Origin of the sequence: Lentzea sp. CC55, assembly GCF_021056325.1 — a bacterium.
In the GTDB taxonomy this organism is placed as follows: Bacteria; Actinomycetota; Actinomycetes; order Mycobacteriales; family Pseudonocardiaceae; genus Lentzea; species Lentzea jiangxiensis.
Window position 1 is genome coordinate 135367 of record NZ_JAJCXE010000056.1, and the last position, 24098, is coordinate 159464.

The 24098-nt window shown below is 71.4% G+C and carries 9 protein-coding genes; 7 read left to right on the forward strand and 2 right to left on the reverse strand.

The features are described 5' to 3' along the window. Positions 1-9: 9 nt before the first annotated feature. A complete protein-coding gene (locus L6E10_RS35550; RefSeq protein ID WP_236224552.1) occupies positions 10-1098 on the forward strand; it encodes a GRAS family protein in 1089 nt (362 codons plus the stop codon). Positions 1099-1439: 341 nt separating this feature from the next. Here L6E10_RS35550 and L6E10_RS35555 read toward each other — a convergent pair whose 3' ends face one another. After that, complete coding sequence (locus L6E10_RS35555; protein WP_236224553.1) at positions 1440-3302, reverse strand: KedN5 family methylcobalamin-dependent radical SAM C-methyltransferase; 1863 nt, start codon at positions 3300-3302, stop codon at positions 1440-1442. A 629-nt stretch (positions 3303-3931) separates the two neighbouring features. Beyond that, the gene (locus L6E10_RS35560; RefSeq protein ID WP_236224554.1) at positions 3932-4456 is read right to left on the reverse strand and encodes an EF-hand domain-containing protein; all 525 of its coding nucleotides are present in this window, start codon (positions 4454-4456) and stop codon (positions 3932-3934) included. A 672-nt stretch (positions 4457-5128) separates the two neighbouring features. Here L6E10_RS35560 and L6E10_RS35565 point away from each other — a divergent pair. Genes L6E10_RS35565 through L6E10_RS35590 form a run of 6 tightly spaced genes read left to right on the forward strand, consistent with a single transcriptional unit; the run spans position 5129 to position 24098 of the window. Beyond that, positions 5129-13420, forward strand: coding sequence for a non-ribosomal peptide synthetase (locus tag L6E10_RS35565; RefSeq protein ID WP_236224555.1), 8292 nt, complete (start codon positions 5129-5131; stop codon positions 13418-13420). After that, positions 13417-18867 carry a non-ribosomal peptide synthetase gene (locus L6E10_RS35570; protein WP_236224556.1) on the forward strand — a complete coding sequence of 1817 codons (5451 nt, stop codon included), beginning with the start codon at positions 13417-13419 and terminating at the stop codon, positions 18865-18867. Before L6E10_RS35565 ends, L6E10_RS35570 begins: the two co-directional genes overlap by 4 nt. Beyond that, the gene (locus tag L6E10_RS35575) at positions 18864-19982 is read left to right on the forward strand and encodes a saccharopine dehydrogenase NADP-binding domain-containing protein (protein ID WP_236224557.1); all 1119 of its coding nucleotides are present in this window, start codon (positions 18864-18866) and stop codon (positions 19980-19982) included. Before L6E10_RS35570 ends, L6E10_RS35575 begins: the two co-directional genes overlap by 4 nt. Next, the gene (locus tag L6E10_RS35580) at positions 19979-21151 is read left to right on the forward strand and encodes a Gfo/Idh/MocA family oxidoreductase (RefSeq protein ID WP_236224558.1); all 1173 of its coding nucleotides are present in this window, start codon (positions 19979-19981) and stop codon (positions 21149-21151) included. Before L6E10_RS35575 ends, L6E10_RS35580 begins: the two co-directional genes overlap by 4 nt. After that, complete coding sequence (locus tag L6E10_RS35585) at positions 21148-22485, forward strand: cytochrome P450 (RefSeq protein ID WP_236224559.1); 1338 nt, start codon at positions 21148-21150, stop codon at positions 22483-22485. The genes L6E10_RS35580 and L6E10_RS35585 overlap by 4 nt, the downstream gene beginning before the upstream one ends. Further along, positions 22482-24098, forward strand: a complete 1617-nt coding sequence (locus L6E10_RS35590) for a (2,3-dihydroxybenzoyl)adenylate synthase (RefSeq protein ID WP_236224560.1) — start codon at positions 22482-22484, stop codon at positions 24096-24098. Before L6E10_RS35585 ends, L6E10_RS35590 begins: the two co-directional genes overlap by 4 nt.

Sequence of the window (24098 nt, forward strand, 5' to 3'; positions counted from 1 at the left end):
TGCTGCCCGATGGAGAAGTTCGCCCTGCTGTGCGACGCCGTCGCCCACATCCACGCCGGCCGTCCCGCGCAGGCCCGTCCCGCGCTCGAGGCGGTGCGGAGGCTGATCGGGCCCGAGGTGCGGCCGCAGGACGCGGCGTACGAGCTCTACCGCGCCGCACTGGTCAACCGCGTCGAGGAGCACGGCAGCCCCTCGGAGACCAACCTGTACACACAGACCTACGACCAGCCGCAGATCGATCTGTACTACCTGCTCACCACCTACCTGCCGTTCATGGACACGACCCGGGTCGTCAACGAGCTGCTCGCCGACCAGGTGGGCGGCGCGGCCGACTTCGCCCTGATGTCGGTCGGCATCGGGCACGGCCACCAGGAGAGCGCTCTGCTGCACGCTCTCGCGGCCGGAAACCCGGAGTTGAGCCACTGCACGGTCATCGGTGTCGACCCCGACCGCGAGAGCCTGGCCACAGCCGAACGCATTCTGCGGAAGGCGGCGGACGAGCACGGTGTCGATCTGGACTTCCTCCCGGTGGCGAAGGTGGCCGAGGACCTCGATGACGACGACTGGATGAGCCTGTCCCGCATCGACGTCCCGTTGGTGGTCAACGCTTCTTTGGCGCTCCACCACATGCAGGACCCGAGTCCCGGCCACGACGCCCGGGACGAGTTCTTCCAGCGGTTGCGCATGCTGGACCCGTGCGGGGTGGTGCTGAACGAGTTCGACACCGACCACCACGAGGTGCCCTTCCCACAGCGGTTCTTCAACTCATGGCGGTTCTTCGGCACCATCCTCCGCGCCATCGAGGCCGCGCCCGCCACCCGGCAGGAGAAGGACCACATGAAGACGTTCTTCGCCCGCGAGGTCATGAACATCGTCGGTTCGCGCACCGACGACCAGCGTTACGAACGGCACGAGGCGGCCGCTACCTGGATCGACCGGCTGCGCCGCTGCGGCTTCGAGCCCTACGGGGACGCTCCGGGGCTTTCGGTCCCCCCGCTCCCCGCGGACTTCACGGTTCGTGTCCTGCCCGAACAGGTCCGGCTCGGCTATCGCAACGCCACGGTCTGCTCGGTCATCGGCGCGCGTCCTGCCGGATGAGGCATCCCGGAGGCCTGCGCGGTGGCCGCGCCTGCCGAGCACCTGTCCGTGCTCAGGGCAAGGGTTCCGGCTCGCAGTCCGGAAACCCCGCGCCCTCGGCCGCGAGTCGAGTCGCCACCGCCGCGAGCTGCCTTGCTGCTGATCAACCGCATCGTCGCGGTATGACGGCCGTTGCCGGGAGGACGCCGGCCACCTGAGTTGCGCATCGGTGTTCGGCGCCCGTAGTGGTCGACACGGAGCCGACCTGGGAGGAAGTGGGAGAAGTCAAGGCGGGGTAACGGGATCGAGCTGCCCTCCAGCGGACCCAACCGCACCGCCGTGACCTGAGTCCGCGGCGCGCCTCAGCGAGCAGCGGAGGCGGCGCGGACCTCGGCCGGTGTCATGCCCATGAAGTAGACGATCTCCTCGTGGTTGGTCGATCCGATGAAGTCCTCCGCCCCCACGCGGTAGTAGAGGTCCGACTTCCAGCGTCCCGGCTCCGGCAGGTCGCGGGAGCCGAGGCGGACCTTCTCGATGATGGACGGCACGTCGTACTCGAGCTCGACATCCTCGCGCACGAAGTACTCCGTGCCGTTCAGCTCGACCACCGGCAGCCGCTCGGCGGGTTCCGCGGCTTCCGTGCTGTGGTAAGCGGGTTGGGTCAGGACGTCGTAGCGGAAGATCGCGTCGAGCACCCGGGCGTGCTCGGTGGCGAGCGAGGGGCGCACGGACTCCGTCCACCACCTTTCCAGCAGTCGCTTCGCGCTCGGGTCGCCCAGCAGGTACTTGACGGCGTCACCGTAGGCCCGGTCGTCCGTCGAGGCCCTCAGGACCGCGGCGCGCAGCGGGTCCGCCGCAGGGGCGTCCGTCGCGCCGATCCACGCGTCCAGGTCGCGCATCACCTCCGACTGCTTGATGCCGGCGAGTTCCCGCAGGCCCACCCACGTGTGGCGCAGCACGGCGTTCTCCGCCATCACCCGTGCCCAGAAGAGGAACCGCTTGACGAGCCGGTTGTCCTCCAAGGTCATGGTGTCGTGCGAGAGGACGTACTCGAAGTCGTCCCTGTCGCCGCGGACCGTGACGATGCCGTGCTCGTCCTTCTTCTCGGCGTAGCTGGTGTTGGGCAACAGGTGCAGCGGGTAGACGGCGATCCTCGACACGTGGCGGGACAGCCGGTCGTACCCCTCCATGAAGGACTCGACCGTCTCGCCGGGCGCTCCCCAGATCAGTTCGGCGTAGCAGTCGAGTCCTTCCTGGTCGAGCCACTGGGCGAGGTCTTCCCATTCGTTGACCTTCATGTTGTGCCGGTTCATCGTCTTCAGCGCGTCCTCGCTGAGGGTTTGCAGCGCCAGCGTGAAGGAGCTGCGCATACCGGCTTCCTTCATGCGGCGGACGATGTCGAAGAACAACTTGGACTTGTTCTTCGCCCACGAGGTCTCCAGTGCGCGCGGATAGCCGTACTGGTCCCGGACCTCGATCATGTCGTCGACGAACTCCGCGTCGATCGGCAGGATGCCGAAGTTGGCGTCGCACAACACGATGGTGTGCACCTTGTGCTTGGCGAAGAGTTCGAGCTCTGCCCGGAGTCGTTCCCGGGAGAACGCGCGGATGCGCTGGCCGGTGGCTCCTCCCCAATAGCAGAACGAACACTTGTACGGGCAACCGCGGTTCGTCTCCATCAGTGCGACGTCGTACTTGAACCGCCCGTCGTCGTCGGTGAGGTCGATGGCGCCGGTGAGGAACGGGGACGGGATCACGTCGAGGTCGTCGATGCGGTCCCTGGGGGGCGTGGTGACGACCTCACCGCTCGAGTCCTGGTAGGAGATTCCGGTGATCAGCGGTAGGTTCCTGGGTGACGCTCCGTCGAGGTAGGCGTTCAGCAGGTCTTTGAACACCATTTCCCCTTCGCCGTTCACCACGACGTCGACATCGGGGTGCATGCGGAACGTCCGCGCTCCCTGGTTCGCCACGTGCGTGCCGCCGAAGACGACCCAGCCGTCGGGGTTGAGTTGCTTGAAGGTTTCCGCGAGTGCGCCGAAGTCCCGGTAGTTCCATCCCAGCACCGAGAACGCGATGACGTCCGGCGGATCGTTCGCGAAGACCTCCTGCGCCATCTTCATCAGGGTGGCCCCGCCGTTGAAATTCATGATCCTGATGTCACACCGCCCGTGCAGGCGGGCGTCGTCCAGCGCGGTCGCCTTCAGGAACCCGGATGCCAGCGGCATGGATTCCAGTGGGAGATCCCAAACACCTTGTTGTACCAGGAAGACGGAAACCCGGTCAGTTCGTGCCATCAGAATCTCCATACCTCGGGCGTTCGGCGGAAAAGCACTTGGCGCCGGTCTGGCGGTGTGACCGGGATCCGACGTCCCGCGAAGTCGAAAGAACCGTCGTGCGTTCCACCCGGTCGTCGCGATTTCCCGACATGCGGAGGCACCGCCGAGCGCACGGGCTCGGCGGTGCCTCCTTCCGAAGACGGCGGAACGGGCCGGCGGCGTGGCCGGAGAAACGGTGCCGGGCGAATTGCGCTCAGACGGGAGCGTCGTGGTGCTGTCCCGGCGTCCTTCGTGTTGGGCGGACGCGGGGCGGTGCCGTCGGTGCCCCGCTGAAGCGCGCGTCACCCAGCCGGCGCGTCCGGGTCGCGCCGGTGAGCCGCCGCCACCGCCGGAACCGGCGGCGCAACCTGACTCCGGGGTGTCGCCGAGCGGAACCGGCCACCCCGGTGACACCGTTCGGCGGCGCCCTGCGGTGATCTACCAGGACGGCGCAGGGGATCTGCCAGACGACACAGGAGGCTGTCGACGGCGGATCGGAGGGAGTCCCAGGGCCACTGCGGCGCGCCGGCGGTTGTCCGTCACACGCCGAGCAACACGCTGCCCGGGGCGTTCGGATCCGAGCTCAGCAGCATCTCCCTCGTCGCCCGGTTCCACTCCTCCTTCGTGATGTGCCCGTCGCCGTCCGTGTCGAGCTTCTGGAACGCGGCGTGCACGTCGCCGCCGGCGAGGCCGTCCCGCCTCAGTGCCTGGGTGAGTTCCTCTTCGGTGACCCGGCCGTCGCCGTCCGAATCGAGGATCTTGAAGAAGGAATCGTTCATCGAGACGTAGATCTGCTCCACCATGTCGTTGTCGACCGCCGCGATGTACTCCTCCCTGGTGATCACCCGGTTGCCGTCGGCGTCGGCATGGTTCAACTGCCGCCACAGATCGGCGCCCGACTCGCGGATGTCCTGGGCGTGCGGTGAGTCCGGCGGCACCTGGAAATCGCCGAGGAATCCCATGATGTGCGCTTGGATGTCGCTCTCGTCGATCGCTCCGTCGTTGTTCCTGTCGAGTTTGGAGAACAGCATGTCGCGCTTTTGCTGTTGCAGGTCCGAGGTCATGGTTCTGCTCCTTGCCGTCGGGCTGTGATTCGCATCGATTCGTCGAGGGTGAACTCGGGCGACTTCCCCCTCGTGTATACCGCCCGGCGTGCCGGATCGGACGGTCAGTCACCCTGTAGGGACAGGAACATGCCCATATAGCTGTAGTTCTGCTGGAGCGCGTCACCGAGGTCGGTAATCGGATCGATGGCTACGCACGTACCCGGTTTCATCTTTTACGAGGTCCGACGGACATCACCGTCGCGCTCGGTCGACTGTTCTCGTTCGTTTCGGTGGAGATGCACTGGAGTCGCCGTGAGTGATGACCCGTTCCCCGACGAGTAGTGGTCTTTTCGCTCAATGGGGTTGTCACGTGCACGGCGCACTGCCCCCGTCACGCGGAGCCTCCATCCTGCTGATGGTCGCGAGATCGATGTCCGGCACCGCAGTCCCCGCCGTCCTGGCTGTGGTGCCCACGCGGCCGTGACGAGTTCACCCCCTGCCGATGCGGGCATTCCGCCGCCGGCAGCCATGGGTCGTGGCACGAACAGCATTGGGAGGTTCGATGGCAGCGAAGCTGCGTGCGATACCGGGTTCTCTTCCCGTCCTGCCCGCATCTCGCCGTTCCGCGTCCACCGCTGTGGCCGCCGGATGAAGGCAGGACTCGACGCGGCTTCACGGGGTGACGAGGCGATGATCGGCACCATCTCCTTTCCGCGGTCGAAGGAGTTCCAGCCGGCTGAGGCGTGGCCGCGCGACATCGCCGACTTGTGTGAGCACATCTGCCAGCTGACCGGACTGCGCCGCGACCAGGTCACCGAAGACGCCGACCTCATCGCGCTCGGTGTCGACTCGATCTTCGTGTTGCGGATGGCGGCTCTGCTGCGCCGGCACGGCGTGAGGGCCGGATCCGGTGAGCTGGCGGCACAACCGACCGCGGCGGCCTGGTGGGCGGTCATCCGGCGGAGCCGGCTGCAGGAGCCGGCACCGCGGCCCGCACCCGTGCCGGTCGTGGACGAGTCGGCGCCGTTCCCGCTCGCCACGATGCAGCACGCGTTCTGGCTCGGCCGATCGCCCGGCCAGGAACTCGGCGGTGTCGCCGCGCACTTCTACACCGAGTTCGAGACCCGCGCGGGGGAGGGCGTCGATCCCGCACGGCTCGGAAGCGCGGTGCGTGCGGTGGTCGAGCGGCACGGCATGTTGCGGGTCAGGATCGGCGCGGACGGGATGCAGCGCATCGACGAGTGCGGGAACTGGCCCGGCCTCACCCTCCACGACCTGCGCGGCCTCCCGGACGGCCAGGTGGAGGCGCGGCTGGCGGAGATCCGCGCCCGGCTGTCGAACCGGGTCGTGGACCTCGCCGGGGGCGGGGTGCTCGACGTCGAACTGTCGCTGCTGGCCTCCGGTGCCAGCCGGATGCACCTGAACCTGGACATGGTGGCGGCGGACGCGCTGAGCCTGCGCAACGTCCTCGCGGACCTCGCGCACCTGTACCGGACCCCGGACGACCCGCTGCCACCACTGCGCTACAGCTACCCCCGCTATCTCGCTGAACGTGCGGCGGCGTGCCGCGGAACGAGAGAGCAAGCGCGCGCTTGGTGGAGCGACCGGCTGTCGGAGTTGCCGGGCCCGCCCGCCTTGCCGGTGCGTTCCGAGGAGGGTGACACCGGCGCCTTCACCCGTCGCCACCACTGGCTTTCCGCTGATGACACCACAAAGCTGCGGGAACGGGCCGGGGCACACCGCCTGACGCCGGCAGCCGTGCTCGCGGCGGCGTTCGCCGAGACCGTCGCGGCGTGGAGCGCGGTGGACAGGTTCCTGCTGAACCTGCCCGTGTTCGACCGGGAGCCGCTGCACGAGGACGTGGACAAGCTCGTCGGTGATTTCTCCAGCTCGGTCCTGCTCGACGTGGACATGTCCGAGCCGTTGTCCTTCGCCGCACGGGCGCACGGGGTGCAGACGCGGTTGCGGGAGACGCTCGGCCGGACCGGGTACACCGGCGTCGAGGTGCTGCGCGACCTGAGCAGGCTCAACGGTGGCGAACGCGTGCTCGCCCCGGTGGTGTACACCAGCGCGCTGGGCCTCGGCGAACTGTTCGACGCCGAGGTGCGGCGCTGTTTCGGCGAGCCGTGCTGGACGGGCTCCCAGGCGCCACAGGTGTGGCTCGACGCCCAGGTGACGGAGTTCGACGGCGGGATCCTCGTGAACTGGGACGCCCGTGACCGGATCTTCCCGGCGGGGGTGCTCGACGCGATGTTCGACGCCTACGTCGGGCTGGTCCGCGGCCTGCTCGACGGCGCCGCACGGTGGGACGAACCGGTTCCGCCGATGCTGCCGCCGCGGCAACGCGCGGTGCGGGAACGGGTCAACCGCACGGGGGAAGCCTCTGCCGGCGCCCCGCTCCACGAGCGCTTCTTCGCCCTCGCACGGGCTGTGCCGAACCGTGAGGCGCTGTTGTGGGACCAAGACGGCTCGATGACCTACGGGGAGTTGGCCACCAGGGCGCTGCGGGTCGCGCGGCTGCTGCGGGCACGAGGTGTGGAGGTGGGCGACAGCGTCGGCGTCACCGTGCCCAAAGGCGTGGCACAGGTGGTGGCGGTGCTCGGTGTGCTGGCGGCCGGAGCCACCTACGTTCCGTCCGGTGTGGACGTTCCTCCGGCACGGCGGGCCGCCGTGCACCTCGCCGCAGGGGTGCGGTTCGTGCTCGTCGACCGGGCGACGGCGGCGGGTTCGACCGGTCCGGAACCGTTGGTGCTGGAGGATTCCGCCGCGTACGAACCGATGGCCGCGCCGGTGCCGGTCGACCCCGGATCGCCGATGTACGTGATCTTCACTTCCGGCTCGACGGGAGTGCCCAAGGGAGTGGAGGTGTCGCACCGGGCGGTGGCGAACACCGTCGACGCGGTCAACGACCTGTTCGGCGTCGGAGAGGCGGACCGCACGATCGCCCTGTCGGCACTGGACTTCGACCTGTCCGCGTACGACCTGTTCGCGTTCCTCGGGTTCGGGGGCAGCGTGGTGGTCCTGGACGAGGGCCGGCGGCGCGACGCCGCCGCGTGGGCCGAGCTGATCCGCCGCCGGCGTGTCACCGTGGTCAGTGCCGTTCCCGCGTTGCTGGACATGCTGCTCGTCGCGGCGGCCGAAGCCGGTCTGGGCGACTCGGTGCGACTGGTCATGCTCGGCGGCGACCGGGTCACCGTCGACCTGCCGCACCGGTTGCGGGAACTCGTGCCCGGCTGCCGGTTCGCCGGGCTGGGCGGAATGACCGAGGCGGCCATCCACGCCACCGTGTGCGAGGTGGACGAGGTCGATCCGGCGTGGCGTGCCGTTCCCTACGGCACGCCCCTGCGGGGCGTCACCTGCCGGGTCGCGGACAGCAGGGGACGGGACTGCCCGGACTGGGTCGCCGGCGAGCTGTGGGTGAGCGGCGCGGGCCTCGCGGACGGCTACCGGGGTGATCCCGAGCGCACCGCGGAGAAGTTCGTCGAGCACGAGGGCCGCCGCTGGTACCGCACCGGCGACCTCACCCGCTACCTGCCGGACGGAACCCTGGAGTTCCTCGGCCGGACCGACCACCAGGTCAAGATCCGCGGTCACCGGATCGAGCTCGGCGAGGTCGAGGCGGTGCTCGCCACCCACCCGCAGGTGGACAAGGCGGTCGCGACCGTCGTGCGGACCGCCTCCCGCCAGCTCGCCGCCGCGGTGGTCGCACCGGCGACGGTGCGGCCGGCGACACTGCGGGCGTGGCTGGCCGACCGCGTGCCCGGCTATCTCGTGCCGGACCACCTCAGCGTCGTGGACGCCTTCCCGCTCACCCCCAACGGCAAGGTCGACCGCAAGGCGATCCACCGGGCGTTGGAGGACCGCGGCGGCCCGCGTTCCGGTGACCGGCTTCCGCTTCGCCCGGTCGAACACGCGGTCGCCGAAGTGTGGTGCGAGTTGCTCGACGTCGACGGCGTGGGTCCTGACGACGACTTCTTCGCCCTCGGCGGAGACAGCCTCCTGGCGACGAGGCTGATGCGCAGGCTCGGCGAGATCGGGCTGGTGGGCGCGGATCTGGCGGACCTGTTCGCCAAGCCGGTCCTGCGCGACTTCGCCGCACGGTTGACGCCGGGCGGCGCGGAGTCGCCGGTGGCCGTGCGACCGGACCCGGACCACCGCCACGACCCGTTCCCGCTCACCGACGTGCAACGGGCGTTCTGGATCGGGCGCGACGAGCGCATCCCCCTCGGTGGCGTCGGTTCGCACTTCTACCTCGAACTCGACGGCGTCGACGTCGACCTGCCCCGGCTGGAGGAGGCGTGGAACCGGCTCGTCGCCCGGCACGAGATGCTGCGCGCCGTCATCGACGCCGATGCCACCCAACGGATCCTGCCCGAGGTCCCGCGCTACCGGATCCGCGCGACCGACGCGGGCCACCGGCCGGAGGCCGTGCTGCACCGGCAGCGGATGTCGTTGTCCCACAAGCTCTTCGACACCGCGACGTGGCCGCTGTTCGAGATCCGCGCGGTGCACCACGTCAGCGGCGGGCGGCGGCACACCCGGCTGCACGTCGGCCTCGACAGCATCGTGATGGACGGGCGCAGCATCATGGTGCTGCTGACGGAGTGGGCCAGGCTGAGCGCCGACCTCGACGCCGAGCTGCCGTCGCTCGGCCTGTCGTACCGCGACTACCTGCTGCAGGTGCGGCCAGACCCGGACCGGCTGGCGCAGGCGCGGGAGTACTGGCGCGAGCGCGTCCGTGAGCTGCCGCCACCGCCCGCGCTGCCCCTGGCCAAGGACCCGGCCACCGCCGGCAGGCCGACGTTCCACCGGCTGCACCACCGCGTCGGCGCCGCCACGTGGACCAGGATCGCCGCTGCCGCCCGCGGGCACGGCCTCACCCCCAGCACGGTCCTGCTCACCTGCTACGCGGAGGTGCTCGGCGCGTGGAGCGGCCAACGCGATCTGACGGTCACCCTGACCCTGTTCGACCGGAGCGACGTGCACCCGGACGTGCACCACGTCGTCGGGGACTTCGCTTCGCTGCTGCTCCTCAGCCACGGTCGGCGTGATGGCGAGGCGTTCGCCTCGAGCGTCCGCGCGCTCCAGGAGCAACTCGGGCGCGGCCTCTCCCACCGGGAGGCGTCCGGCATCTGGGTGCTGCGCGAGCTGGCCCGGTGCGGCGGATCGGCGTCCGCGTCGATCCCCGTCGTGTTCACCAGCGTGCTCGGCGTCGGCGACGACGTGTCGCTGGACCTGCCCGGTTCGTTCCCGCACCAGGTCTACGGCGTCACGCAGACGCCCCAGGTCTGGCTGGACAACAAGGTGGCGGAGTCCGGCGGCGGGATCACCATCGACTGGGACGTCGTCGAGGACCTGTTCGCCGAAGGCGTCGTGGACGCGATGTTCGACTGCTACGTGCGGCTGGTCGAGAGCCTCGCCGAGGCCGACTGGTCCGCACCGCCGGCGCCGCTGCTGACCCCGCACGACCGCGCGCTGCGGGACGCCGCGGTGCGCGCCCGGCCCCCTGTGGACGAGGGGAACTCTCATGAACCTCAGGTTCAAGAAAGCTCCCCTCACCAACCAACGGGGGAGGGGCGGCAGGGCTTCGTCGAGGAGTCGGTCGCCCGGCTGTGGGGCGAAGTCCTCGGGGTGCCGGAGGTTCGGCGCTCCGACAACTTCTTCGAGCTCGGCGGCGACAGCATCCTCGCCACCCGCCTGATGGTCAGGCTCCGCGCGGAGGGCCTGGCCGGCGCGCAGCTCGCCCGCCTGTTCACCCACCCGGTCCTGCACGAGTTCGCGGCGACGATCACCCGTGGCGTGGCGAAGGCCGCCGGCGCGCTCGCCGCGGACGAGGAACACCGCCACGACCCGTTCCCGCTCACCGACGTCCAGGCGGCGTACTGGCTGGGCCGCTCGCCCGACTTCCAGCTCGGCGGGATCGGCGCCCAGCTCTACGTCGAGTACGAGCACGGGGAGCTGGACGTGCCCCGGCTGGAGCGGGCGTGGAACCGGCTGGTCGCCCGGCACGAGATGTTGCGGGCGGTCGTGACGCCGGACGGCACGCAGCGCATCCTGCCCGAGGTGCCTGCCTACGGCATCACGGTCGTCGACGGCGGCGACTCGCCGGAGGACGTGCTGGAGCAGGTGCGGGACCGGATGTGCCACGGCGCCATCGACGCGGGAACCTGGCCGTTGTTCGACATCCGGGTGGTGACCTGTGCGGGTGGCGGATCACGGCTGTGCGTGGCGTTCGACAACATCGCCGTCGACGGGCTGAGCATCCTGACGCTGTTGTCCGAGTGGGATCGCCTCTACCACGATCCGCGGGCGGTGCTCCCGCCCATCGGCGTCTCCTTCCGCGACTACGTACTGGGTGGCGTTCCGGAACCGGGGGCGCTCGCCGAGGTGCTGGAGTACTGGCGCGGGCGGATGGCGGACCTGCCGCCGGGGCCGGAGCTGCCGCTGAGGATCCGGCCCGCCGAAGTCGTCCGCCCTCGGTTCGTGCGCCGCGAGCGCCGCCTGGACGCCGCGAGGTGGCGTGCCGTCACCGAGCGGGCGAGGGCGTTCAACGTGACACCCAGCGTCGTCCTGCTCTCCTGCTACACGCTCGTCCTCGGCGCGTGGAGCGCCAGCCGCGACCTGACCGTGAACATGACCCTGTTCGACCGGCGTGACGTGCACGCGGACATCAACCGCGTCGTCGGCGACTTCACCTCGCTCCTGCTGGTCGCGGACCGTCCGCGGCCGCGGGAGAGCTGGCTCGACCGGGTGCGGCGCCTCCAGGAGCAGGTGTGGCGCGACCTCGACCACCAGCAGGTGTCGGCGGTCCGGGTCCTGCGCGAACTGGCCAAGGAGAACGCCCGCCTCGCGGAGGCCGTGCCGGTCGTGTTCACGAGCATGCTGGGTGTCGACGACGAGCTGGCCGGATCGGTGCGCTGGCCGGACCACACCCGGTCGCAGACGCCGCAGGTGTGGCTCGACCACCAGGTCGTCGAGTTGCCGGAAGGGCTGCTGCTGAGCTGGGACTCGGTGGACGAACTGTTCCCGGCGGGTGTGGTCGACGCGATGCTCGGCGCCTACCACGACCTGGTGTCGTGGCTGGCCGAGGGCGACTGGACCGGCGCGGCGCCCGACCTGCTGCCGGCCGACCAGCGGGCGGTGCGGGAGAAGGTCAACGCCACGACCGGCCCCGAGCCGGAGAGCACCTCCGGCGGGGGACTGTTGCACGGCGCGTTCTTCGAGCGGGCCGCGGCGCACCCCGACCGCATCGCCGTGGTGCAGAGCTGCGGCCACCGGCTGAGCTACGGGACACTGGCCCACCAGGCCCGTCAGGTGGCGGGGATGCTGGTCGAGCACGGCGTCGGTCCGGGAGATCCGGTCGCGGTGCGCCTGCCGAAGGGGGCCGAGCAGGTGGCCGCGCTGCTCGGCGTGCTGGCCGCCGGTGCGGCCTACGTGCCGGTCTCCGCCGACCAGCCGCCGCTGCGCGCCGCCCGCGTCCTCGACCGGGCCGGTGTCGCGCTGCTGCTGGGCGACGACGCGCCGCGACCGGACGGTGTGCCGCTGCCGGACGGCGTGCGGTCGCTGCGGATCGGCGACGCGGAGCGGAGCGCGCCGGTCGAGGAGATCGGCGGGGACCCGGACGGGATGGCCTACGTCATCTTCACCTCGGGCTCGACCGGGGAGCCGAAGGGTGTCGAGATCCGCCACCGCAGTGCGGTGAACACGCTCGCCGACCTGTGCGACCGGTTCGGCATCGGCCGGGACGACCGCGTCCTGGCGCTGTCCGCCGCCGACTTCGACCTGTCCGTGTTCGACCTGTTCGGACTGCTCGGCTGCGGCGGGACGGTCGTCCTCGTCGCGGAGGACGAGCGCCGGGACCCGCAGCGCTGGCTGACGCTCGCGCACGAGCACCGGGTGACGGTGTGGAACACCGTGCCCGCGGTGTTCGACATGCTGTTGACCGAGGCCGAGGCCGGTGCGGGACTGCCCGGCTCGCTGCGCCTGGTCCTGCTCTCGGGTGACTGGGTGGGGCTCGACCTGCCGGAACGGCTCGCGCGGCAGACCGGTGGCGACCGGTGCGCCTTGGTCGCTCTCGGCGGCGCCACCGAGGCCTCGATCTGGTCCAACGCCTACGAGGTCGACGCCGTCGCACCGGACTGGGCGTCCATCCCGTACGGCTTCCCCCTGCGCAACCAGAGGTTCCGGGTGGTCGACGACACCGGCCGCGACCGGCCGGACTGGGTGCCGGGCGAACTGTGGATCGGCGGGACCGGGGTGGCTCGCGGCTACCGGAACGATCCCGGCCTCACCGCCGCCAGGTTCGTCGAACACGACGGCATGTCCTGGTACCGCACCGGGGACGTGGGCCGCTACTGGCCGGACGGCACGCTGGAGTTCCTGGGCAGGAGGGACGGCCAGGTCAAGATCCGGGGCCACCGGATCGAACTCGGGGAGGTCGAAGCCGCCGTGTCGGCGTACCCGGGCGTCGGCCGAGCCGTCGCCGCTGTCGTGCCCGGCCGGGGGGACAAGCGACTCGTGGCGTTCGTGCGGGCGGAGGACGAGGATCAGCTCGTCGGCCTGCCGCGGTTCCTCGCCGACCGCCTGCCGGCCCACGCCATCCCGAGGATCGTCCGGGTGCCCGGCTTTCCCTTGACGTCCAACGGAAAGGTCGACCGGGCCGCGCTGACCGAGGGACTGGTCCCGGCCGAAGCGGGGCCGGTCGGACAGGCGTTGCTGTCCGACCGCGAACGCACGCTCGCGGCCCTCTGGGGCGATCTGCTCGATCGGACGCCGGGGGACCGGCACGACAACTTCTTCGCACTCGGCGGTGACTCCCTCAGCGCCACCAGGCTGATCCACGGGGTGCGCCGCGCGTTCGGCGTCACGCTGTCGCTGCGCGAGTTCTTCGCCGACCCCACCATCGCTCACCTCGCAGCCGCCGTCGGCCACGCGATCGCCCGGCAGGGCGAGGACATCGACTCGGAGGAAGGCAGCCTGTGAACATCACCGAACTGCTCACGGAGCTGGAATGCCTCGGCGTCAGGCTGTGGGCCGACGAAGGCCGCCTGCGCTTCCGCGCGCCGCGCGGTGTGCTCACCGAGGAACGGCGGACAGCACTGCGCGAGCACAAGACCGAGGTGCTGCGCTTCGTGGAGCGCGAGTCGGCGCTGCCGCGCATCGAACCGGACCCGGCCGGGCGGCACGACCCGTTCCCGCTCACCCCCGTGCAGTCCGCCTACCTGCTGGGGCGGCACCCCGCGTACCCCTACGGGGGCGCGGCCTGCACGAGCTACCTCGAAGTCGAGTTCTCCGCCGTCGAGCCGGAGCGCGTCGAGGAGGCCTGGAACGAGCTCGTCGTCCGGCACGACATGCTGCGTGCCGTCGTCCACGGCGACGGCTACCAACTCGTGCTCCCGGAAGTGGACCACTACCCGATTCCGGTCACGGACCTCCGTGGCGCTCCGCCCGAGCGGGTGCAGGCACATCTGGACGCCTGTCGCGACGAGCTGACGGGCCGGTTGGGGGACACCGCGGCGTGGCCGCTGTTCGCGCTGCGCGCCACCCGAGCCGACGACGTGACGATCGTGCACCTGGCGGTGGAGTTGCTGACCGTCGACGCGGCGAGCCTGCAGGCGCTGCTCGCCGAACTGGCGGAGCTCGTCCACGGCGGTCCGGCGGTCTCCGCCCGGCCGCGGATCACCTTCCGCGACTACGTGCTCGCCGAGCGGAAGTTGCGCGACACACCGCGGTACCAGCGCGACCGGAAGTACTGGCTCGACCGGATCGAGGACCTTCCACCCGCGCCGGTGCTGCCCCTGTCCGAGCAGTGCGCACCGGCCGGCCCGGTGCGGTTCGACAGGTCGCACCGGTGGCTCACCGATGTCGAGCTGACGGGCCTGCGGGAACGGGCGCGCAGGCACGGCGTCACGGTGTCCGCGACCGTCCTCACGGCTTATGCGGAGGTCATCGGCAGGTGGAGCCGCCATCGCCGGTTCACCCTGAACCTCCCGCTGTCCGGCAGGTGGCCGTTGCACGAGGACGTCGACGCCCTGGTCGGCGACTTCTCCTCGGTCGGTCTGCTGGCCGTCGACCTGGACACGGCGGACACCTTCACCGAACGGGTCCACGCGATCTCCGCCAGGCTGTTCGACGACCTGGACCACCGGCTGTTCACCGGCGTGGACGTGCTGGGCGAGCTGACCCGCGAAGCCGGCAGCCCGGTGCTGATGCCGGTGGTGTTCACCAGCACGGCGGGGCTGGCCACCGGTCCGTCCGTCCGGGTGCGCCGCGGGCTCACCCAGACGCCCCAGGTGTGGATCGACTGCCAGGTCGCCGAGTACGACGGCGGCCTCGTGCTCGGGTGGGACGTGCGGCGGGGCGTGCTGGCCGACGGCGTCGCCGAGGACGCGTTCGAGGCGTTCAGCGGGCTGGTCAGTGCCCTCGCGACCGACGACGACGCGTGGACCGCCCGGTGTCCGGTGGGGTTGCCGGCCGCCCAGCGGCGGCGTCGGGAGCTGGTCAACGACACCGCCGCCGACCGTCCCGCGCGGCTGCTGCACGAGCCGGTGTTCGCCCGCGCCACCGCGCACCCCGACGAGGTCGCGGTGGTCTCGGGCGACACGGTGATGACCTTCGGCGAGCTCGCGGCGCGTGCCACCGACCTGGCGGGGAGGTTGCACGCGAGCGGGTGCGCGCCCGGCGAGCGGGTCGCGGTCGTGATGGACAAAGGGCCCGAACAGGTCGTGGCCGTGCTGGGCGTGCTGGCCGCGAGCGCGGTGTACCTGCCGATCGACGCGGGTCAGCCCGTCGCCCGGCGGGACCGCGTCCTGCACGACGCGGGGGTTCGGTTCGCGGTGACGAGACCCGGTGACGACGTGGCACGGAACCTCCCGGTGCACGCGCTCGTCGTCGATCTCACCGGCGAACCGGTGCACGGCACGGCACCCGCCGTGCGGGCGGTGCCGTCGGACCCGGCCTACGTCGTCTACACCTCGGGATCGACCGGCGACCCGAAGGGCGTGGTGGTCAGCCACCGCGCCGCGGCCAACACCGTCGACGACGTCAACCGCCGGTTCGCCATCGGCCCCGGCGACCGGGTGCTGGGGATCGCCGGCCTCGGCTTCGACCTGTCCGTGTGGGACATCTTCGGCGTGCTCGGCGCCGGCGGCGGGCTCGTGCTGCCCGATGCCGGCCGGGCCGCCGACCCGTCGCACTGGGCCGAGGTGATCGACCGGCACCACGTGACGCTGTGGAACACGGTCCCCGCCCAGCTGCAGATGCTCCAGTCGTACCTGGAATCGGAACCGGGGGCGGACATCTCCGGACTGCGGCTCGCGCTGCTGTCGGGCGACTGGATTCCGGTGGACCTGCCCGACCGGGTCCGCGCGAGGCACCCCCGGCTGAGGATGGTGAGCCTCGGCGGTGCGACCGAGGCCGCGATCTGGTCCATCTGGCACCCCATCGGTGACGTACCGCCGCACTGGCGGAGCATTCCCTACGGCACGCCCCTGGAGAACCAGACGTTCCACGTCCTGGACGACGCTCTGGAGGACTGCCCGGACCACGTGACCGGTGGCCTGTACATCGGCGGCGCGGGTCTCGCGGAGGGCTACCTCGGCGACGCCGGGCGCACCGCCGAGCGGTTCATCCTCCACCCGCGCACCGGGGAACGCCTCTACCGGACGGGCGACCTCGGCCGCTACCTGCCCGACGGCACCATCGAGTTCCTGGGCCGCGAGGACAACCAGGTCAAGGTGCGCGGGCACCGGGTGGAGCTCGGCGACGTCGAGGCGGCGATGCGCAGACATCCCGCGGTCGCGGACGCGGTGGTGCTCGCGGTCGGGGAGCGGGACGCACGCAGGTTGGCCGGTTTCGCCGAACTGGCCGCCGGTGCCGGGCCGGCGGAACCGTCGTTCGCCCACGTGGTCGGCGTCGCGACCGCGATGGCGGACGAGGTCGAGGCGAAGATCGGCGGCGAGGACTTCGCCGCCCTGATGCGCGCCGTGGACGAGGTCGCGATCCTCTCGATCGCGGCGAGGCTGCGCGCCGACGGGTTGTTCGCCACCGGCGCCGACCGGTGCGACCTGGCCGGGATCGCCGAGGCGGTCGGCGTCTCGGCGCGGCAGAGCAGGCTGCTGCGCCGGTGGATGGCGGCTCTCGTCGACGCGGGAGCGATCCACCTCGACCCCGGCACGGGGATGTACAGCGGTCTGGTCGCCGCGACGGACGAGGACGTCCGGGAGCTCTGGCGGCGGATCGAGGAACTGGACGAGCGGGTCGGCTACGGCGCCGCGACCCTCGAGTACATCCGCACGTGCAGCAGCCGCCTGGACGAACTCCTCGACGGCCGGCTGGACGTGCGCGAGTTGCTGTTCCCTCAAGGGGAGGTCGGTGCGGCGCACGCCGTCTACCGGGAGAACCTGGTGGGCCACAGCGTTCACCAGATCATGATCGCGACCATCCGGGCGATCGCCTCCGGCCACCCGCACGGCGGGTTGCGACTGCTGGAGGTCGGCGGTGGTGTCGCGGGCACCAGCACCGAGCTGATCCCCGCGCTGGCCGAGTTCGAGCCGGACTACCTGTTCACCGACATCTCCGAGTTCTTCCTGGGCGAGGCACGGGAGAAGTTCGCGGACTACCCGTGGGTCCGCTACGGCCGGTTCGACATCAACGTCGACGCCCGCGACCAGGGCGTGCTGCCCAACACCGCGGATGTGGTGCTGTGCGCGAACGTGCTGCACAACTCGCGGAACGCGGGCGAGGTCCTGGCGAGGCTGCGCGAGGTTCTGGCGCCTGGTGGCTGGCTCGTCTTCCTCGAACCGACCCGGCAGCACAACTACGCGCTGCTGGTGTCGATGGAGTTCGAGTTCTTCAGCGAGCTGACCGAGTTCACCGACCTGCGCAAGGACACCGGCCAGGCCTTCTTCACCAGGAGCCAGTGGCTCTCGCTGCTGGACGAGGCCGGCGCCCGCGACTCGCTGTGCCTGCCGCCGGCCGGGCACGCACTGGCCACGCCGGGGCAAGGGGTGTTCCTGGCCCGGTTCGACACCGATCGCGTCCGGCTGACCGGTGACGAGCTCCGCGAGCACCTGGACGGCCAGGTGCCGGCGCACATGGTGCCGGCACGACTGGAACTGCTGGACACCATCCCGAGGACCACCAACGGCAAGATCGACCGAGCCGTGCTGACCGCGTGGGCGGACGCTCCCGGCGGCGACGACAGCGGGCCGGTCGAGGAGCCCGCGGACGACCTGGAGCGCCGGACAGCCGCGCTGTGGGCCGAGATGCTGGGCGTCGACCGCGTCGACCGCGGTGCAGACTTCTACTCGCTGGGCGGGGATTCGCTGCTGTTGTCGCGGATGGTCGGCAGGCTCCGCGAACGCGAACCGGAGGCCGCCTCGCTGGAATGGCAGGAACTCCTGCGGCAGATGCTGCGCGACCCCACGGTGCGCGGCCTGGCCGCCTACCTCCGTTCGTCCGGGGACGCGGCACCGGTCGAGAGGTCCGGACGCTCTTCCCTGATGCGGCTGGGCGGTCCGGCCCGTGGCGGCGAGGACACGGCCACCTGGGTGCTGGTGCACGCGGGTTCCGGCACCCTGCAGCCGTACCAGCCGCTGCTGCCGCACCTGCGCGCGGCCTGTCCCGGCCGCCTGGTGGGTGTGCAGGTCGAGGACTACGACCGGTACCTCTCGTTGCCGCCGGAAGTGGTCGTCGCCCGGCTCGCCGCCGACTACACGTCGGAGCTGCTCGGCACCGGCGACCGGTTCCGGATCATCGGCTACTGCCTCGGCGGACTGCTGGCCACCGAGATCGCCCGCGGCCTGACCGAGTCCGGGGCGGCGGTGGACGGGCTGACCGTCATCAGCTCCTACCAGCCGCCCGCGGTCCACGACGAGCTGATGGTCGAGTACGTGTTCGCGCTGGCGATGGGCACGGACCTGGCCGCGGCCGGGCTGTTCGCGGACGTCGGCGTCTTCAGCGCCGCGGTCCGCTCGATCCTGGACCGCACGCCCGACCACGTCCCCGACGGCGCGCTCGCCGGACTGACGGGCCGCTTCGCCGACGTCGGCACGTGCTTCCAGGCGGTCGGCCGGAGAAGCCAGGAGGACCGCCTCACCGCGCTGCACCGCGCCTCCGGCGCAGGCGGGGCCTACAACCCGGGCGGCTGCTCCCTGACCGACTTCACCCGCCTGCACTCGGTGTTCCGGCAGAGCATGCTCGCCGTGTCCCGGCACCGCCCGGAGCCCTACCTCGGCCCGATCACGGTGCTGCGCAACAGCGACTCGTCGACGTTGCTCCCCGGCACCCGCGCCGACGTGGGCGAGTTCTGGCGGCGGATCTGCGTCGGCGACCTGACGGTGCACGACATCCCCGGCGACCACTTCGGCTGCGTGTCAGCCGCGCACGCCGCCGGTCTGGGCGCTCTGCTGACCGGCGCGGAGCTGTGAACGGGCCGGTGGCGGTGCTCGGAGCCGCCGGTCTGGTGGGCCGGTCGGTCGTAGGCGTCCTGCACGAGCTGGGTGTCGGTCACGTGAAGACCGGCGACCGGGACGCCCGCTGGCTCGCCGAGGCCGCTCAACACCTCCACGTCGACGCCGACGACGCCGCGTCCCTGGCGCGGTTCTGCGCGGGCGCCGAACTCGTCCTCAACTGCGCAGGCCCGTCGTACCTGCTGCTGGACCGGGTCGCCAGGGCCGCGCTCGCCGCGGGAGCCCACTACGTCGACATCTCCGGCGACCGGCCGGTGCACCACCTGCTGACGGCCTCCGGCGCGGTCACCGGCTCGTCCAGGGTGGTCCTCTCGGCGGGGATGATGCCCGGACTCGCCAACCTGGTGCCGCACGTCCTGGGAGGTGACCTCGCAGGCGCCGACCTGGTGGTGCACTCGGGTGGCATCGAGCGGTTCAGCCCCGCCGCGGCGGGTGACCTCGTGCTGTCGGTCGACGGTGTGGACGAAGCCCAGCAGGACGCGTACTGGTACGGCGAGGCCCTCGCCGCCTGGCGTGACGGCCGGCCGGTCTCCGGCGCGCTCGCGCCCCTCGAGGACGTCGAGCTGCCCTACTTCCCCGGCCGGGTCTCCCTGGTGCCGTTCCTCACCGCCGACAGCGTGCGGCTGGCCCGGTCGGCGGGACTCGCCTCCCTGGACTGGTTCACCGTGTTCACCGGCACCCGGCTGCGGCCGGCCCTGTCCCGGTTGCGGGGACGCGTGCCCCGCGAGCGTGCCGCGCTCACCGCCGCCGCCGACGAGGTGATAGCGGCCGGCGAGGTGGACCGGGCAGGCCGGGATCCCTACTACCTCATGGCTTTCACCCTGTACACCGGATCTTCGGCGCGGACCGCCGTCCTGCGCACGACGAGCAGCTTCCGGCTGAGCGCCGCCACGGCCGCGCTCGCGGTCCGCGCGGTGCTCGACGGCTCGGTGCCGCCGGGTCTGCACCACGCGGACGAGGTGCTGGACCCCGCGCAGACGCTGCGCGGCGTGCTCGAACTGGGTGCGTTGTCCGCGTTCGACGTGCACGACCACGACCGATGTTCCGAACCGATCGAGGAAGGGGTGCTGTGACGAGTCCGCCTCGTGTACTGGTGTGCGGCACGTCGTTCGGCCGCGTCTACCTGCGTGCGGTGCACGACGATCCGACGGTCGAGCTCGCGGGCGTGCTGTCCAGGGGCAGCCAGGCGTCGCACCGGTACGCCGACGCGTACGGCGTGCCCTGCTACCGGGCTCCTGACGAGCTGCCCGACGACATCGACATCGCCTGCGTCGTCGTGCGCGCGGGAGTCGCCGGGGGATCGGGCGCCGAGCTGTCCCAGCGGCTGATGGCACGGGGGATCCACGTGGTGCAGGAGCACCTGCTGCACCCGAAGGAACTGTCCGACTGCCTGCGCGTCGCCCGCCGGCACGAGGTCCGGTTCCGGGTGAACTCCTTCTACCCGCACGTGGCGGCCGTGCGGCGGTTCCTGCTGGCGGCACAGGCCATGCGGCGCCGCCAGCCGCCCTTGTTCGTGGACGCGATGGCGGGTGTCCAGGTCCTGTACCCGCTGCTCGACGTGATCGGCCGCGCGGTCGGCGGACTGAGGCCGTGGCGGTTCGCCGACCCGGTCCCTCCTCCACCCGCGCTGGACGAGCTGGCCCGCGTCCCCAACCCCTACACCCACCTGCACGGCGTCGTCGGCGGGACGCCGGTGTCCCTGCGGGTGCAGAACCACATCCACCCGGCCGACCCGGACAACCACGCGCTGCTGCTGCACCGGCTCTCCCTGGTCTTCGAGTCCGGGGTGCTCACGCTCGCCGACACCCACGGGCCCGTGCTGTGGAGCCCCCGGATGCACAGCGAACGTGACGGAACCGGCCGTCTGATCATGGCGGGGCCGGGTACCGAACGGCTGCGGGTGCCGGGCACCGAGCCGGTGGGAGAGGGCACCGGCCCGACCTTCCGCGAGGTGTTCGACCGGGTGTGGCCGGACGCCGTGCGGGTCGCGCTGGGCGAGTTGCGCGCGGACATCGCCGACGAACACCGGTCGGCGAGGGCGGGCCAGTGGGCGCTCACCGTCGCCGGCATGTGGCAGGACCTCACCGGACGACTCGGCGAGCCGCGGTTCATCCACCCGCGGTCCCCGGAGCGGGTGGACCTGCTGGAGCTGGTCGCCGCCGAAGCAGTCCTGGAAGAGGACCCGTGGACGAGCGGAGCGGCATCGCGAACCGAGGCGGCACCGCAGGCGGTGCTCCGGTGACCACCACGTCGTTCCTGGCGCCGCTGCGCCGGACGCTCGGCTCGCTCAGCGAGTTGAAGGAGTTCTCCACCGACCCCTGCCGCGCGATGGACCGGCTGCACGCCCGCCACGGTCCGGTCTCCTGGCTGGGCGCGGGACCTGTCCGGTTCGCCCTGGTGCTCGGTCGGGAGAGCACGGGGTTCGTCCTCGCCAACCCCGAGCTGTTCAGCTGGGAGCGCGCCTTCGGGAGTCTCGTGCCGCTCGCCGGCCCCGGCGCGTTGCTGGTCAACGACGGAGAACGGCACCGGCGACTCCGCAGACTCGTGCAACCGGCGTTCACCGCACGCAGGGCCGCCGGCCACGCCGGCACGGTGCGGCGGCACGTCGACCGGGTCCTCGGCGCCTGGCGAGCCGGTGAGGTGGTCGAGGTGCACCGGCAGTTCCGGTTCGCCCTGCGCGACGCCATGGTGGAGATCCTCTTCGGGCCCGGTGCCCTCACGCGCGCGCACAGTCTGCGGGGCCACCTCCAGACCATCCACCAGGCGGTCGACGCCGGCCCGCTGCTCCGCAAGGTGCAGGGCCTGGGAACGCCGTCGTGGAAGCGTGCGGTCGCCGCCCGGGAGGCCGTCCGGTGCTGGGTGGCCGAGGAGGGCGAGCGGCGCAGGTCCGGGGGAGTGCCCGCGGGGGCCGACGTGATGTCCACGTTGCTCGCCGGTGGGGTGCAGGGGGTTCCTCCGCTGACCGACGACGAGATCTGCGACCAGTTGATCAGTTTCTGGGAAGCGGCGGCGGAAACGACGTCGGCGACCTTCGCCTGGTCCCTCTACTCCTCGCTGTCCGATCGCGCCGTGTGGGACGCCGTCGCGGCCGAAGCGCGCTCCGGCCGCGACCCGAGCAGTCTGTCCTATGTGGACCGGGTGGTGCAGGAGACGCTGAGGCTGTACCCGGCCACCGTGGTGGTCGCGAGGGCGGTGGCGACGGAGTTCATGTTCGCGGGCCAACGGTTTCCGATCGGGACCAAGCTCCTCATCAGCCCGTACCACACCCACCGGTTGGAGAGCCTCTGGGAAGAACCGCTGCGCTTCGACCCCGGCAGGTGGGACACCACCCGGCCGGACTTCCGCAAGCCCCCTCCCGACGCGTTCCTCCCGTTCGGCGGCGGGCCGCACCGGTGTGTCGGCGCGATCCTGGCGACCACCGTGGTGAGGACCGCGCTCGCCAGGGTGGCCGCGCGGGCGGAACTGCGGCTGGTGCGCGGAAACGCGGAGCCGTCCGGACTCATCGGCATGCGCCCCAAGCACGGGCTGACCGTGCAGGTGCGTGCCGTGGCACCGGCGGGGGAGGAGAGGCGGTGACCGCCGATTTCGTCGCGTGGCCCGAGGCGGACGCGGTCCGGTACCGCGCGGCCGGGTACTGGAGGGGGGAGCCGTTCGCCCGGTTCCTGCAGCGGGTGACGGGGGAGTTCGGCGAGCGGACCGCCCTGGTCGACGATCGCGTCCGGCTGACGTACCGCGAACTCGCGGAGCGGGCGCGGCGAGTCGCCTGCGGTCTGCGTGCCCTCGGTGTCGCGGCCGGGGACAGGGTGCTCGTGCAGTTGCCCAACCGGACCGAGTTCGCGGTGCTGTGGTTCGCGCTGCAGGAACTCGGCGCCGTGCCGGTGCACACCCAACCCGGCCACCGGCACGCCGAGATGATCCACCTCGCCCGTCTGTCGCAAGCCGTCGCGTACGTCATCCCCGACGTCCACGCGAGGTTCGACTACCGGGAGCTGGCATCGCTCGTGCGCGCGCATGTCCCGTCGCTGCGGCACGTCATCGTCGTCGGCGACCCCGGCGATGGCTTCACCGCCTTCGACGACCTGCTGTCGACGGCACCGACACCGGTGGCGAACGAGTCGCGGCCAGGAGACCTCGCACTGCTCCTGCTCTCCGGGGGCACCACCGGGCAGCCCAAACTGATACCCCGCACTCACGACGACTACCTCTACAACGCCAGGGCGGCGGCCGAGGTGTGCGGCCTGGACGAGGACTCGGTGTACCTGGCGGCCCTGCCCGTGGCGTTCAACTTCACCATGAGCTGTCCCGGCGTGCTCGGCGTGCTCGGCGCCGGCGGCACCGCGGTGCTCGCGGACAACCCCGACCCGTCGTACTGCTTCGACCTGGTCGAGCGGGAGCACGTGACGATCACGGCGATCAACCCGCTGCTCACCCCGGTGTGGCTGGACGAGGCGAGCGCCGCGGCGGCGGACCTGTCGAGCCTCGAGGTCCTCCAGATCGGTGGTGCGCGGCTTTCCGACGACCTGGCGCGCCAGGTCGTCGAGGGGTTCGGCTGCACCCTCCAGCAGGTGTTCGGCATGGCGGAGGGCCTGCTGTGCATGACCAGGCTCGACGACTCCCCCGAGGTGATCGGGACGACGCAGGGCACACCGGTGTCGGAAGCGGACGAAGTGCGCGTCGTCGACGAGTGCGGCGCCGAGGTACCGCAAGGGTGCGTCGGCGAACTGCTGACCAAAGGGCCGTACACGCTGCGCGGCTACTACCGCGCCGCCGAGCACAACGCCACGGCGTTCGTGGATGGCTTCTACCGCACCGGCGACCTGGTGCGGCGGCTGCCGTCGGGCCATCTCGTCGTGGTCGGACGCAGCAAGGACCAGATCAACCGCGCCGGTGAGAAGATCTCGGCACCCGAGGTCGAAGGCCATCTCCAAACCCACCCCGCGGTCCGGCTGGCGGCGCTGCTGCCGGCGCCGGACCCGGTCCTCGGGGAGCGCTCGGTCGCCTTCATCGTGCCGAGCGGGGCGTGCGCTCCCACCCGCGAAGATCTCGTGACCCACCTGACCGCGTGCGGACTGGCCGCCTACAAGACGCTCGACGAGGTTCGCCTGCTGAACGAGCTGCCGAGCACACCGGTGGGGAAGACGGACAAGCGTGAGCTGTCCCGCCTTCTGAACGGCGTGGACGGGCCGTGA

Coding starts and splice junctions, on each gene's coding strand:
- L6E10_RS35550 (WP_236224552.1), top strand. CDS start 10: ATGGAGAAGTTCGCCCTGCTGTGCGACGCCGTCGCCCACATCCACGCC.
- L6E10_RS35555 (WP_236224553.1), bottom strand. CDS start 3,302: ATGCCGCTGGCATCCGGGTTCCTGAAGGCGACCGCGCTGGACGACGCC.
- L6E10_RS35560 (WP_236224554.1), bottom strand. CDS start 4,456: ATGACCTCGGACCTGCAACAGCAAAAGCGCGACATGCTGTTCTCCAAA.
- L6E10_RS35565 (WP_236224555.1), top strand. CDS start 5,129: ATGATCGGCACCATCTCCTTTCCGCGGTCGAAGGAGTTCCAGCCGGCT.